Origin of the sequence: Bacillus sp. REN16 (assembly GCF_020731355.1) — a bacterium.
Taxonomy (GTDB): Bacteria; Bacillota; Bacilli; order Bacillales; family Bacillaceae_L; genus Ferdinandcohnia.
This window is the reverse complement of the sequence record NZ_JAJFZK010000009.1, coordinates 167,515-182,689: the sequence shown is the minus strand read 5'-3', so window position 1 is coordinate 182,689 and position 15,175 is coordinate 167,515. Positions and strand designations below refer to the sequence as shown.

General features: G+C 38.9%; 11 protein-coding genes. 9 read left to right on the top strand and 2 right to left on the bottom strand.

Annotated features, from left to right (window positions below; translation table 11 throughout):
- Window positions 1-11 precede the first annotated feature (11 nt).
- The 6 genes from LKW28_RS14525 to LKW28_RS14500 all read left to right on the top strand — a co-directional run bounded on the left by LKW28_RS14525 (window position 12) and on the right by LKW28_RS14500 (window position 6,752).
- Window positions 12-1,253 carry an LL-diaminopimelate aminotransferase gene (locus LKW28_RS14525; RefSeq protein WP_229141067.1) on the top strand — a complete coding sequence of 414 codons (1,242 nt, stop codon included), beginning with the start codon at window positions 12-14 and terminating at the stop codon, window positions 1,251-1,253.
- A 16-nt stretch (window positions 1,254-1,269) separates the two neighbouring features.
- Window positions 1,270-2,133, top strand: a complete 864-nt coding sequence (gene dapF / locus LKW28_RS14520) for a diaminopimelate epimerase (protein WP_229141066.1) — start codon at window positions 1,270-1,272, stop codon at window positions 2,131-2,133.
- A 21-nt stretch (window positions 2,134-2,154) separates the two neighbouring features.
- Complete coding sequence (glnA, locus tag LKW28_RS14515; RefSeq protein WP_229141065.1) at window positions 2,155-3,480, top strand: type I glutamate--ammonia ligase; 1,326 nt, start codon at window positions 2,155-2,157, stop codon at window positions 3,478-3,480.
- Between the two features lie 114 nt (window positions 3,481-3,594).
- Window positions 3,595-4,896, top strand: coding sequence for an ammonium transporter (locus tag LKW28_RS14510; protein ID WP_229141064.1), 1,302 nt, complete (start codon window positions 3,595-3,597; stop codon window positions 4,894-4,896).
- A gap of 142 nt (window positions 4,897-5,038) precedes the next feature.
- Entirely contained in the window at window positions 5,039-6,031 is a 993-nt protein-coding gene (locus LKW28_RS14505; protein WP_229141063.1) for a DUF294 nucleotidyltransferase-like domain-containing protein, read from the top strand.
- A complete protein-coding gene (locus tag LKW28_RS14500; RefSeq protein ID WP_229141062.1) occupies window positions 6,021-6,752 on the top strand; it encodes an exonuclease domain-containing protein in 732 nt (243 codons plus the stop codon). Before LKW28_RS14505 ends, LKW28_RS14500 begins: the two co-directional genes overlap by 11 nt.
- Window positions 6,753-6,956: 204 nt before the next feature.
- Here the strand turns inward: LKW28_RS14500 and purC are convergent, their stop codons facing one another.
- Window positions 6,957-7,667 carry a phosphoribosylaminoimidazolesuccinocarboxamide synthase gene (purC, locus tag LKW28_RS14495; RefSeq protein ID WP_229141061.1) on the bottom strand — a complete coding sequence of 237 codons (711 nt, stop codon included), beginning with the start codon at window positions 7,665-7,667 and terminating at the stop codon, window positions 6,957-6,959.
- On the bottom strand, window positions 7,664-8,974 hold the full coding sequence (purB, locus tag LKW28_RS14490) for an adenylosuccinate lyase (RefSeq protein ID WP_229141060.1): 1,311 nt from the start codon (window positions 8,972-8,974) through the stop codon (window positions 7,664-7,666). The genes purC and purB overlap by 4 nt, the downstream gene beginning before the upstream one ends.
- A 461-nt stretch (window positions 8,975-9,435) precedes the next feature.
- On the opposite strand from purB, the gene LKW28_RS14485 reads away from it, so the two are divergent.
- From LKW28_RS14485 to LKW28_RS14475, 3 genes are all read left to right on the top strand, one after another.
- Entirely contained in the window at window positions 9,436-10,647 is a 1,212-nt protein-coding gene (locus tag LKW28_RS14485) for an MFS transporter (protein ID WP_229141059.1), read from the top strand.
- A gap of 392 nt (window positions 10,648-11,039) precedes the next feature.
- A complete protein-coding gene (locus LKW28_RS14480; RefSeq protein ID WP_229141058.1) occupies window positions 11,040-12,581 on the top strand; it encodes an NADH dehydrogenase subunit 5 in 1,542 nt (513 codons plus the stop codon).
- Window positions 12,562-15,174 carry a DUF2309 domain-containing protein gene (locus LKW28_RS14475; protein ID WP_229141057.1) on the top strand — a complete coding sequence of 871 codons (2,613 nt, stop codon included), beginning with the start codon at window positions 12,562-12,564 and terminating at the stop codon, window positions 15,172-15,174. Before LKW28_RS14480 ends, LKW28_RS14475 begins: the two co-directional genes overlap by 20 nt.
- The last annotated feature ends 1 nt before the right edge of the window (window position 15,175 follow it).

Here is a 15,175-nt window from a genome sequence, read left to right as displayed (position 1 = left end):
GGGGAAACGGTATGTTGGAAATTGATTATATGCAGCAACTATTTGCAGACCGTATAGGTGGATCACAATTTGGCTTAAAGAATGAAATTTATAAGTTTGAAAAAATCAAAAGAGCAAAGCGTGAGGCATTGCAAAAAAATCCTGGTAAGACCTTAATCGATCTTGGGGTCGGTGAACCAGACGCTATGGCAGATGAGAGGGTTGTTAGAAAATTGGCAGAAGAAGCGGAAAAGGTAGAGAATCGCTTTTATGCCGATAATGGAATACAAGAATTTAAGCAAGCAGCAGCTGATTATATGGAAGAAGTATTTGGGGTTGGTGGACTTGACCCTGAAGCGGAAATCAATCATGTTATCGGCTCAAAATCAGCGTTGGCTATGCTACCAACAGCATTTATCAATCCGGGTGATGTGACAATTATGCCATCACCAAACTATCCAATTTTAGGTACACATACAATCTACCTAGGTGGAAAGGTTGTCCATCTACCGCTCTTGGAAGAAAACGCCTTTCTTCCAAGACTAGATTCATTGTCTGATAGTGTGTTGAAAAAATCTAAATTACTCTATTTAAATTATCCAAACAATCCAACAGGTGCAGTGGCAAGCCGGGAATTCTTTAAGGAGGTTGTACAGTTTGCTAAAAAGCATGAGTTGATTGTTATCCATGATGCTGCTTATGCCGCACTTGTATTTGATGGAGAAAAACCGCTTAGTTTCTTATCTGTACCTGGAGCAAAAGAGGTTGGTATCGAGCTGCATTCTTTATCAAAATCCTTCAATATGACAGGATGGCGCATTGGTTTCATAGCAGGTAACGCTAAACTTGTCTCTGCATTTGCAGCCATAAAGGACAATTGTGATTCTGGTCAATTTATACCGATTCAAAAGGCCGCGGCCTTTACCTTGTCACATCCAGAAATAACGATACAAACCGCAGAGAAATATTCACGACGCCATGAACGTTTATCAGCCATTTTGCGAGAGTGTGGATTTCATGCAAACAAACCAAAAGGATCTTTTTTCTTATATACAAAGGTTCCAAGTGCAGTAGAAAATGGACCGAAATTTCAGTCCGCAGAAGAGTTTAGTTCCTATTTAATTCATGAGCATTTAATTTCGACTGTTCCGTGGGATGATGCCGGCACATATGTACGATTCTCTGTTACCTTTCAAGCTGATGGATTAGAAGAAGAGCAGCGAATATTCGATGAGATAAGAGCAAGGCTGACTAGTTCCAAATTCATCTTTTAAAAGGAGGTGGAAACAGATGAATTTTACGAAAATGCATGGATTGGGAAATAATTATGTGATTTTTAATCAACTGGACGATCCAAATAATGTTCTAGAGGAACAGATATATTCTGAGCTTTCAAGAAAGGTCTCCGACGTAAACTTTGGAATTGGTTCTGATGGTATCATCCTTATCTGCCCTTCAGAGATCGCTGATTTTAAAATGAGAATTTTTAATGAAGATGGCTCTGAAGCTAAGAATTGCGGGAATGGCCTTCGCTGTGTTGCTAAGTTTCTGTTCGATCACATGTATGCAACCCGTCAACGCTTTACAATTGAAACGTTGGGTAGTGTTGTCAACGCTCAGGTAGAGGTGGAGCAGGGTAATAAACAATCTGTTCGATACGTTAACGTCGATATGGGCGAACCGAAGTTATTAAAAGGCATGGTTCCTATGGAGGGTGATCCATTTAATACGGCAATTAATGAACCCTATACCTTTGCAGAAGAGGAATATCATCTGACCTGCGTCTCGATGGGCAATCCACATGCAATCATCTTTGTGGAAGATGTAAAGTCAGTTCCGTTAGAAAAAATAGGACCTGTGATAGAAAGTGCCAGTCTATTCCCAGATCGGGTGAACGTAGGAATCGTTCAAATTAAAGGTTCTCAGGAGATAGATTATCGGGTGTGGGAGCGAGGTTCAGGAATCACAATGGCTTGTGGTACAGGTGCTTGCGCAGCAGTAGTTGCTGCTACATTGAATCAATTGCTTACTAAATATGAGCCAATAACCGTTCATCTTCCTGGAGGAGATTTGACCATAAGGTGGGATGAACAAGGCCATGTTTGGAAAAGAGGAGAAGCTGCTTATATATGTCATGGAGAGTTAGAAATTTAAAAATTAAGGAGTGCGAATGAGATGAACAGAGAGAAAGTAATGGAAATGGTAAAAGAACATAATGTACGGTACATTCGCTTACAATTTACTGATTTATTTGGAACGATTAAAAATGTAGAAATTCCAATAAGCCAGTTAGAAAAAGCATTAGACAATAAAATGATGTTTGATGGTTCTTCGATTGAGGGCTTTGTGCGAATTGAGGAGTCTGATATGTATTTATACCCTGATCTAGATACATTTGTTATTTTTCCTTGGACAGCAGAAAAAGGGAAGGTAGCACGATTTATCTGTGATATTTATCATCCAAATGGAACTCCCTTCGAAGGAGATCCCCGTAATAATCTGAAAAGAATTTTAAAAGAAATGGAGGATCTAGGATTTACCGATTTCAATGTGGGTCCTGAACCTGAATTTTTCTTATTTAAACTTGATGAAAAGGGTGAACCAACACTTGAATTGAATGATCATGGCGGCTATTTCGACCTTGCACCGACAGATCTAGGGGAAAATTGTAGACGTGATATTGTATTGGAACTAGAAGAAATGGGCTTTGAAATTGAGGCTTCTCATCATGAGGTAGCACCTGGTCAACATGAAATAGACTTTAAATATCAAACCGCTTTAAAAGCTTGTGATGATATTCAAACCTTTAAACTAGTTGTAAAAACAATTGCGCGTAAACATGGGTTGTTAGCGACCTTTATGCCAAAGCCATTGTTTGGAATAAATGGCTCAGGGATGCACTGTAATCTAAGCTTATTCAAAGGTGAAGAGAATGCCTTTTATGATCCAAATGGTGAATTGGAAATGAGTGACACTGCGAGAAGCTTTTTGGCAGGAATCTTAAAGCATGCTCCAAGTTTCACGGCAATTACTAATCCAACAGTTAACTCTTATAAACGGTTAGTTCCTGGATATGAAGCTCCATGTTATGTGGCATGGTCGGCAAGAAACAGAAGCCCGCTGATCCGTATACCAGCTTCACGTGGCTTGAGCACTCGTGTCGAAGTTCGTAGTGTTGACCCTTCTGCAAATCCCTATCTAGCAATGGCAGTCTTACTCGCTGCTGGATTAGATGGAATCAAAAATAACATTATAGCTCCAGAACCAGTAGACCGAAATATATATGTGATGTCTAAAGAGCAACGTGAGGAATTTGGCATTATTGATTTGCCAGCCACATTGGCACAAGCTCTCGAACTATTAAAGACAAATGAAGTCGTCATCAATGCTTTAGACAGTCATTTGTTTGAACATTTTATAGAAGCAAAAGAAATCGAATGGGATCTATTTAGAACTCAAGTTCACTCTTGGGAACGCGAGCAATATTTGACACAGTATTAAGGGAATCGCTGATGTGCCTTGAACATTTAAATCTTACCATTGGAGACAACTAACAGTGTAACAGGGGCTTGTCCCCTGTTACACATAAAAAATGAAAAAAAGGGAGGAACGGAAATGGGTGAGTTATTTTACCTGAATAGTGTTTGGATTATGATAGGAGCTATCTTGGTTATTTTCATGCAAGGTGGATTCATATTACTAGAAACGGGATCGACTCGAATGAAGAATGCTGGCCATATTGCCGGAAAGACCATCTTTTCGTTTGGAATTGCATCTTTAGTTTTCTGGGCAGTTGGCTACGGATTTATTTTTGGAGGAAATGGAAACTTTTTTGCAGGCATGTCAGACTTTTTCTTTTCTGGTAGTGAGGTAGAAGGAAGCCCCTATTCAACAACTGCTTTCTTTGTTTTTCAACTTGCTTTTGCTGGAATTTCTTTAGCGATTGCCTTTGGCGGTTTTGCAGAAAGAGCAAAGCTTTCTGTGTATCTTGTATTTGCGGTGCTATTTTCAGCGCTTGTTTATCCAGTAATAGCTCATTGGATTTGGGGTGGCGGTTGGTTAGCCGAGCACGGGAAACAAGATTTTGCGGGATCCACAGTCGTTCATTTAACAGGTGCTATGGCGGCCCTAGCGGCTACAATATTATTAAAACCGAGAATTGGTAAATATAATGCAAATGGCACTGCCAATATTTTAAGTGGACATAATCAGGTGTACACAGCTTTAGGTGTATTAATTTTATTTATAGGTTGGTTTGGGTTCAATGCAGGCAGTACGTTAGGAGTAGAGGATGGGTTCTTTGCCTTTGTTGCTTTAAATACAGCTTTAGCTGCAGCAGCTGGAGCAATTAGTGCGTTACTGATCTCATGGATTGTTTTAGGTAAATCTGATATCCCGACGATGTTGAATGGAACATTAGCAGGGCTCGTCGCTATTACAGCATCATGTGCGTTTGTAGAAACTTGGGCGTCAGTAGTCATTGGATTTATAGCAGGAATTATGGTTTTCTATAGTGCTAGATTTTTTGAAAAACGCAAAATAGACGATCCAATTTTCGCTCTTTCCGTTCATGGAATTGCAGGGATATGGGGAACTTTATCAACGGGATTTTTCGCCACTCCAGAATTAGCAACAGTAGGTCAGGCAGGACTATTTTATGGTGGAGGTTTCGCACAGCTTGGAGTTCAAACGATGGGAATTGCTGTATCAGCAGCCTATGCATTTGCTATGTCCTTTTGTCTAATACTCATCATGAAAAAAATATTGAATGGGCTTAGAGTAACAGAAGAACAAGAGTTGATTGGGTTGGATTTAAGTGAACATGGAAGTTATGGGTACCCTGAAGCATTTCCGAATAAGGACCCCAAAACAGTCGTATTAACCAATGTATTATCTTCCCAACCATTAAAAGAGTAAAGGGATTCTAGCATCCTTTCAATAAAGTGAAACTTCATTTTACGGGGGGATTATCCCCCACCTATCCTTTTTGATTCTTTGAAGATATACTGTTTTACCGTTTGTATCAACATTTCAGGAAGCAGTAAGGATGTGTAATAACATGCAAGGGTTACTTGAACCTTATCAATCTATAAAAAAATGGCATAATGACAACGTGTTAGCACAGCAAATAAATACTGATAAGTTACATCTTATTCATGATTTTGTCATGAAAAATGTGTGTGAGATCACATTAAAGGAAATGATGAAAGACTACGGAACCCCGCCTTGTGAATTTTCATGGTTTGTTATGGGAAGTGCGGGAAGATGTGAACAGGCTGTAATTAGTGATCAGGACCATGGCATCATTTATGAAGAGGATAATGAGTCTGCAGCTTCATATTTTTTCATTTTTGGGAAGAGGCTTGTTTCGGCGTTGGATTATGTTGGTTACCCTCTTTGTGAAGGGGATGTAATGAGCTCCAATCCATTATGGTGTCAATCGAAAAGAGACTGGGAGATTCAAATAAAAAAATGGATCCATGATGATACGTGGAAATCCTTAAGGTACTTATTAATTTTTTATGATGCTAGAGTAGTTGTTGGAGAAGAGAAAGGGGTACAGACATTAAAAAATATCATTTATCAAACCATCGAGAAGCAACCATCTGTTTTGGTGAGATTATTAGAAAACACAAAGCACACTGTAAAAGCAATTGGTTTGTTTAATCAATTTTTGACTGTCTCGTCAGGTCCATATACGGGGTATATTGATCTAAAAATGACCGCCCTTTTTCCTTATGTTAACGCTGTTCGTTTACTGTCAATAATAGAAAAAATTGATTCAACATCGACACTGGCTCGAATGGAATCCCTTTGTTTGAGTGATATGTACGTGAAGATAATGGATACTCATCACTCAAATTTTAAGAAGCTAATGTATTACAGGTTATTGCATGATGATGCAAAAGGTTATGAGTCTGGACATTATCTCAATATAAAAAGGCTGAATAAACTAGAAAAACTTGAGATAAAGCAGATATTGAAAGATGTAGGAAAAATTCAAAGGTTTTCAGAATGGATGGTACAAGGGGCAATAAAGAATGAAAGATAACCTTTTGTTTCAGTTTGTAAAGCAGTTTCGTGGCAAGATTTCCTCAAATATTTATACGCCATTGATCGGCAAAGCCGATCCAAAACATCTAGCTTTTTTAAGAAATTTGGAAAAAGAGCTGGAGACCGAAAAAAGCTTATATATCCCCCTACATGAACTGAATGTTGTCGTATTTGATTTTGAAACGACAGGATTTTACCCCGGGCGAGGCGATCAAATTCTTTCAATTGGTGCAGTAAAATGTAAAAATGGAAAAATGTGTGATGGAGAAACTTTTTATTCACTTGTTCACAATAACGGAATCCTTTCTCCCGATATTAAGACCTTAACAGGACTACATGAATCAGATTTACAAGCGGCTCCAGACCTGTCGGAAGTACTTATCAGTTTTTATCAATTTGTTCAAAGCGATACACTTGTTGCGCACCATGCTAGTCATGAAAAGCAGTTTTTGCAGCATGCCAACTGGAAAGCGTTCAAAAAACCATATCAACATCGAATAGTTGATACATCATTAGTATTTAACATAGTTGTTCCAGATAAAAACATTGTGAGTCTTGATGATTATTGCACCTTATCTGGGCTTGGGATTCGAAATCGGCATCATGCTTTAGGTGATGCGATTATGACTGCAGAGCTGTGGGAGCTCTATATTAAGAAACTTAGTAATGAAGGCTGTTGCAGTTTAAAAGATGTGTATGAACGGATAGCAAGGTTATAAAACCCATGTAGTAATTAGCTGAAAATAGTAAATGGAAGATTCTATTTCTCCTTATTTACAAAGTACCCGTCCGCCCTGTGTAAGAGAAAAACAAATAGAATTTGAACCTAATAAAAATCAGTTGGGGTTTCTTTGCCCCAACTGAAAAAAATGACTAGAAATAATAAAAAGTACTCCCAAAGCGTATCCATTGCTTTGGCATTATCAAACTATTCGTTCCAGTCGGCGTAAAATTTCTTCATATACCTCAATTAAATCCCCTGTACCTTGACGAAACACATCTTTATCCAATTTATCTTCTGTCTCTTTATCCCACAGGCGACATGTGTCTGGTGATATTTCATCCGAGAGGACAATAGCATCTTTTATTTTTCCAAACTCTAACTTAAAATCTACTAATACCACATTTACTTCTAAAAATAATAACATTAACAACTTATTTATTTGAAGTGCCTTAGATTTAATTTCCTGTAATTCTGTTGACGTAATCTTCGTTAATAATAGAGCATGCTCGTCATTTATCAATGGATCACCTAGGTCGTCATTTTTGAAATATAATTCCACGAGTGGCGGAATGAAGGGAGTCTTCTCTTTTATTCCTAAACGTTTGGTGATATTTCCCGCTGCTATATTACGAACAACTACTTCAAGTGGAATGATATCCGATTTCTTGACAAGCTGGTCGTTCTCATTTAATTGCTTGATAAAATGAGATTCCATTCCTTTTTCGCGAAGGTATTCAAAAATTTGTGATGAGATTTTATTATTTAAACGACTTTTTCCAGCAAAGGTAGCTTTCTTTTTTCCATTAAATGCAGTAGCATCGTTTTTATAGGATAAAACTAATTTATCTGGTTGGTCAGCTGCTTGAAACACTCTCTTCGCTTTCCCTTCATATAGGAGCTCAGCTTTCATATTATTCTCCCTTTCGTAAACCCTAAACGATCAAAAATAACATCAACATTTTTCAAATGCCATGTATAGTCAAAGCAGTCATCAATTTCTTCCTGGGTAAGGGTTTGAATGATTTTTTTATCTTGTTCGACGAGTTGTTTAAAGTGGGTTTCTGTTTCCCATGCTTCCATAGCTTTTGGCTGAACAATGTCATATGCAGCTTCTCTTGCCATACCCTTATCAATTAATTTAAGTAAAACACGTTGGGAGAAAATAACTCCATGGGTTTTATCCATGTTACGCTTCATGTTTTCTGGGAACACTGTTAAGTTCTTCACAATATTACTGAAACGATTTAGCATGTAATTAAGTGCAATCGTAGCGTCTGGTAAAATTACACGTTCTGCTGATGAATGAGAAATATCACGTTCATGCCATAAGCTAACATTCTCGTAGGAAGTTACCATATATCCGCGCAAAACACGTGCCATGCCTGTCATGTTCTCTGAACCAATCGGATTACGTTTATGTGGCATCGCTGAAGAACCTTTTTGGCCTTTAGCAAAATGTTCCTCCACTTCCCGAGTCTCTGTCTTTTGTAGCCCTCGAATTTCGGTTGCGAATTTTTCAATGGATGTTGCGATTAATGCAAGTGTTGAAATATATGCAGCATGGCGATCACGCTGTAAGGTTTGTGTGGAGACAGGTGCAGGTGAGAGACCGAGCTTTTCGCAAACATACTTCTCAACAAATGGATCAATGTTTGCATAGGTGCCAACGGCTCCAGATAATTTACCAAAAGCCATATCTTTGGCAGCCAATTCAAAACGTTCTAAATTACGTTTCATTTCTTCATACCAAAGAGCGAGTTTGAGTCCAAATGTGGTTGGTTCCGCGTGCACTCCATGTGTCCGTCCCATCATAACGGTATGTTTATGTTCGATGGCTTTGTTTTTTAAAATTTCGATGAAGTTGTGTAAGTCTTTACGAAGAATTTCATTTGCTTGTTTAATAAGATAAGAAAGAGCTGTATCGACTACGTCAGTGGAAGTTAATCCATAGTGAACCCATTTACGTTCCTCACCTAGAGTTTCTGATACTGCGCGAGTAAAGGCAACCACATCATGACGGGTGTCTTGTTCTATTTCATATATTCGATTAATATCAAAGGACGCTTTTTTACGAATTTCTATTACATCTTCTTTGGGGATGATTCCAAGTTCACTCCATGCTTCACATGCTAAGATTTCAACTTCTAACCATGCATTGAACTTATTTTCTTCAGTCCAAATCTTTCCCATTTCTGCTCTAGTGTAACGTTCAATCAAAATTAATCCTCCTCGAATATTTCAATTTGCACTAATAATCTTCCCTTTGTAGCGGTATACTACACAAATTATTAATGTTTCAATACCTGTTAAAGATCGGTAATTCCACTCACACAAATTATTTTAACAATAAAACGAACTGATATCAACAATAAACACGTACGTTATTAATAATTTTATTATTAATGTTCGGTAAATGAACCAGAATTTAATTATTGGGAAAATCTGAGGACCAACAATAAAACTATCTAGGTAGAATGGAAGGTCAAATAAAAGAATTGGTAACGGTGTAAAGTCAATTCGAAATGATATTCCCAATTGAAATATTGACAATCTATATGATATATTGTCAATATTTGTAGCGATTATCAATCCACACACTATTATTTATCTGGATTACAGAGGCTTGGAATTGAAATTATGTTGAATGAAACACCGATTAACAAAAGCGAGGTTTAAATATGACAACAATCCTTTTAATCATCATTTATTTGGCTTTTATCAGCTTAGGACTTCCTGATTCATTGTTGGGGGCAGCGTGGCCGGTAATGCAACCGGATTTGGGAGCTCCACTTGAGACAGCTGGGTTCCTGTTTATGACGGTTGCAGGCGGTACAATTATCTCCAGTTTAATTAGTGGAAAGGCCCTGAAACGGTTCGGGACAGGAAAAGTCACATTTGTGAGTGTCTTAATGACAGCCTGTGCTCTACTAGGCTTTCATTTTGCACCATCAGTTGGTTGGTTAGTTGTATGTGCAATCCCACTTGGATTAGGAGCGGGTGCAGTTGATGCGGGATTAAACGATTATGTGGCTACACATTATAAGGCACATCATATGAGTTGGTTACATTGTTTTTGGGGAGTTGGGGCAACTCTTGGTCCCATTATTATGGCTCAGTTTTTTGTAGCCGGGAATTCTTGGAGAAATGGATATTTTGCTATTTCTGGAATTCAGTTTGCGTTGGTGATCATTCTTCTTTTCACCTTGCCTTTATGGAATAAAGTGAATAAAAATAGCAATATTGTTTTAAATGAGAATCAGGAAAATGAATCTGTTAATGAAGGTGCTAAGGATGTAACTCCTTTACGAATTAAAGGGGTTAAACTAGCTCTAGCCGCCTTCTTGTTTTACTGTGCGGTCGAAGCGACAGTGGGGCTTTGGGGGAGCAGTTTCTTGGTAAATGTAAAAGGCGTAAATGCGGCTATGGCTGCGAAGTGGGTTTCTTTGTATTATGCGGGAATAACAATAGGTCGGTTGATAACAGGCTTTGTTACCTTTAAAATGACGAACCGTACGCTTATTCGCACAGGGCAAATAATTGCCTTAACAGGTGCCATTATTTTATTTTTACCATTACCGACAATATTTTCGCTTGTAGGTTTTATTATTGTGGGATTGGGATTAGCACCGATTTTTCCATGTATGCTTCATGAAACGCCAACACGTTTTGGGAAAAAACATTCCCAGACAATCATGGGCTATCAAATGGCGGTTGCGTATACTGGCACTACCTTCATGCCGCCACTACTAGGATTCATTGCGTCTTATTCGACAATAGGAATCTTCCCTATTAGTATCGTTCTTTTTGTTGCGGCAATGGTTCTAAGTTCGGAAAAATTAAATAGCTTACTAAAACAGAAAGTTTTACTAGGAAACACTTCTCTAAAATAATGTAATCACTTCTTGCACAAGGTATTGTTTGGTTCCAGGAAGTATAAACCCAAAAAATCCCCTTGACAAAAATATTTACAAAATAGTAAAATATATTACACAAATTAAAACTTGTTCTTTTTCTATAAATATACAGATTACTTTAGCATTGGGTTAATAATTTTTATTGATTTTATGAAAAAGTTAATCTATGAAAATAGGAATATCAAGCAAGTTAAGAACGGTTCAAAAAATGATATAAAGACGGTAGACTGTAAAAAAACCAATATGGTTCGTTTAAAAGTAAACCGACAATTTTCAACGTTTAATGGTCAAAGTGCCATTAAATCCTGAAATTGTCGGTTTTTTTCTTTTTCTATAAATAGCGCACTTGATTAAGGGAGAGAGGCTAAATGTTCGGTTCATTTAATCTTGTTAACATGCATGAGGCATTTTACATATTGCTTGCACTTTCGTTGCTTAGCGGATTCGTTTTTTTACATCCAAAGGTTCCTATAAGTTATATTCGGATTCACATTGGCATCATCTCACTGCCACCAATAATGGCTATAATCGCGCTTATTGGAAGTAATGGCAACGCGATTGTAGGGCCTTGGCGCATTGATGCCCTATCATGGCTATTGGCGGCATTTGTAATGACGGTTGGATTAATTGTCCAGCGATTTTCTGTTCGCTACTTACTGGGTGACCGCTCGTATCGGAAATATTTTGCATTATTAACACTTATCACGGTTGCTAATTCACTCGCATGGTTTAGTGATGATCTTCGTTTGCTCCTGATTTTCTGGGGCGTGACACTTCTTGGATTGACGCTATTAATCGGATTACGTAAGGAATGGCAGGTAGCTAGAAATGCTGCAAAAATTTCTGGTCAGCAATTTTTATGTAGCTGGCTTATCCTGTTAGTTGCGATTATTTGGGTCTCGCAATCTACAGGTCATTGGAACCTTTCACTCTTACTTACTGAAGATAGCATGAAACAGCTAGATTCATGGGAGAAAACCTGTATAAACCTCCTTCTTATTGTAGCCGTCGTAATTCCCGCAGCACAGTGGCCATTTCAGCGTTGGCTATTAGACTCGGTTGTTGCGCCAACGCCAATTTCTGCTGTCATGCATGCAGGGATTGTGAATGGCGGAGGAATGATTTTATCACGATTTGCACCTCTTTTTAATGGCGATCCAGCTCAGATTATCCTCCTTATTTTTGCCAGTATTTCTGTATTGATCGGAACCGGAATGATGTTGGTTCAAGTTGATTATAAACGGCAGCTTGTTGGTTCTACGATTGCCCAAATGGCTTTTATGCTCATTCAATGTGCATTGGGCGCTTATTGGGCAGCCATTATTCATGCGATTTTACATGGATTATTTAAAGCTACCCTTTTCTTGCAGGCAGGTAGTGCTATTCAACAGAATGGACCAGTTTCCCGTTCATCTCAATCAACGTCATTATTATGGACGATTACCGGAGGCGCCTTAGGCGTATTCGTTGGCACTTGTTTTTGGTTGACCTCTCATGGGGGGACGTATCAGCTAATAAGCTCTGTCATTATTGGGTGGTCAGTGTTCTATGCTTGGAAAAAGCTTGTAGCATCGGGTTTTGGCCAAATCGGGCGTATTGTTGGTTTTTCGATGTTACTAGTAGTAGGTGTGGTGTTTGTTCTTGTCCACTTCGCTTTTGTTAATCTGTTGGATGAAACAATTCAAATGGGGAGTCAGCCCCCCCTAATCTTAGCCGTTGTCCTACTTGTGATTTTATTGGCTGGAAGTGTGATAGGTATGTGGTCAGTTCGTCATCGGTCAACAAAAGTTTATGCTTTTATCTATCTTTGGCTTGTCAAATTGAGTGAACCTCGACACGACTCAATCGATAGCCATCCAACGTATTTAACACTCAAGGGAGGAATGTATGATGAGTACCATATTAGCTAAAGATCTTTACGTGGAAAAGGAACTCGATGCCTTTCATCTCGGCATGAATGATTTGGTGGATGAAGCAAGTAAGGTAATTGTACCGATTGGCCCTATTCATACGTTTGCAGCTCGCAGTCCTTGGGCAGGCTTAGAACAGCGATCATTCGAACAAGTTGCCCGCCGTCTGAATGATGTTAACAATCTAAACATTTATCCGAGTGAAACCATGTTACAGACGGCTAGAAATCAAGGAGAGATCGACTTAAATTTTTTAGAAATCGGGCTTAACAAGTGGCTTGATTCACAGTCGTTAGAATTGTCACGAGAATCAGCTGAGCAATACTGCAAAGCAGTTCTCTTCAATGAAGCAACTTTCAATCAATTAGAGGCTTCTGAATTAAAGAGACTTGTAAAAAAGGCTGGCCAATTCAAACTCCAATTTAAAAATGACCATACTGTTCGTACATATAGTCAGCGTTTGGAACAGTTAGGTGAGGTGAGAGTAGCTAAAGAGCTTGCCCATCATGTCATTAAGTGGTGTAAATTGTATTTAGACGAGTCACAGGATGCCTGGTCTATGCCGAGTCGGGAAGAAGGCTTTTATCATGCGTGGCGAAAACTTGTTAAGTTGGATCCAGCACTGAATGCTAAAGTTCGCAAGCAGTTGGATGGTTTGCCTTTTGATGCAGAATTTGCATTAAAAGAAGTATTGAACAGACTAGAAATTCCTTTTCCAGACATACAAGAGTATTTAGAAGCCCATCTGCTAGCTATGCCTGGTTGGGCGGGTATGATGCTTTGGCGTTCTCAGCAATCACCTAAGGATACAGACCTCCTTATGGAGTATTTAGCTATCCGGGTATCGATGGAGTGGGCGTTAACCCAACCCTATTTGCCATTAAAAGAACAAAACAACGAAGATAAAATAAATTTAGAAACCTTGATTACAGCATGTGTTCGTTATAGTAATCTATCAGCTCATGAATGGAACAAGCTGCCTTTATCTGAATTAAAAGCACGAATTACGCTTGGGATAAATTTTGATGAAATGACCTGTCAGCGCCTTTGGATGGAAGCATGGGAAAAAACCTATGAACATCGATTAATGAATCTAGTAGGAGCAAAACAGAAATCGAAAAAAAATGAAAATCAAATTCTAGCACAATTCGTCTTTTGTATAGATGTGCGATCTGAGCCTTTTCGTCGTAAACTTGAAGAAAGTGGTCCTTTTGAAACATTTGGCACAGCTGGATTTTTTGGCTTACCGATTGAAACGAAGAAGCTTTGCAGTAATCATAGTCATCAATCTTTGCCGGTTATGAATAAACCGCAGCTTAAAGTAATTGAATCTTTACCTGAGATTGATTTGAAGCATTATGAACAACGTGTTCACTCAACACATTCACCTGAGGCTGCTTTTCAGACGATGAAACATAATTTATTTTCAAGTCTTGTATTGCCGGAAATTAGCGGTCCGTGGCTTGGGTTGCAGACATTAGTTCGCAGTTTTATTCCACGGAGTACGAACTCTGTTTTTCGTAAAGCGCGTAAAAAGTGGCTGCGTAAACCTTCTGCTAAACTTTCATTAGACCATGTTCACCATGCTAACTCAGAGTTGCCAGTCGGATTTTCAGAAGCTGAGAAGGTCCATTATGTTGAACAGTCCTTAAGAATGATGGGGCTTACTGAAAATTTTGCTCCATTGATTGTGATTTGCGGACACGGAAGCCGCAGTATGAACAATCCATATGCTTCTTCGCTAGACTGTGGGGCATGTGGGGGAGCATCAGGTGAATTTAACGCGAGGGTGCTTGCTGCTCTATGTAATCTGCCAACCGTAAGAAAAAATCTTTCGGACCGGGGAATTTATATTCCGAATGATACCGTTTTTGTAGCTAGTGAGCATATTACATCACTCGATGAGCTTCACTGGGTTTATGTTCCTGAGCTATCAGAATCAGCAAGGGGGGCGTTTGAGAATATTCAGAAGGCTCTTCCAAAGGTAAGTCAACAAGCAAATGCCGAACGGATGCAGAACTTGCCAACGATCACCTCAAAATGTAAAAATCCTAGTAAGGAAGCTGTGCGTTTTGCAGATGATTGGAGTGAGGTACGCCCAGAGTGGGGACTTGCACGAAATGCCGCATTTATTATCGGGGAACGTGAACTTACGAAAGAGTGCAATTTGAATGGGGAAGTTTTTCTTCATAACTATTCTTGGAAAAAAGATAAATATGGCGAGTTGCTTTCAAACATTATTGCGGGTCCAGCAACCGTTAGTCAGTGGATTAACTTGCAATACTATGCATCCACTATTGCCCCCCATTACTATGGCAGCGGGAATAAAGCGACCCAAACCGTCACATCTGGAATAGGAGTCATGCAGGGGAACGCTAGCGACCTGTTAACCGGTCTTCCTTGGCAGTCAGTAATGAAATCAGATGATGAATACTATCATAAACCAATCCGATTATTAGTAGTCATCCAAGCTCCAAAGAAATATGTGGAAAAGCTGCTTGGGCGTGATCCATTATTTCACCAAAAGGTTCAAAACGGATGGATTCGTCTCGCATCTATTGATCAAGAAGGTCACTGGGAGAGTTGGTCTTAAC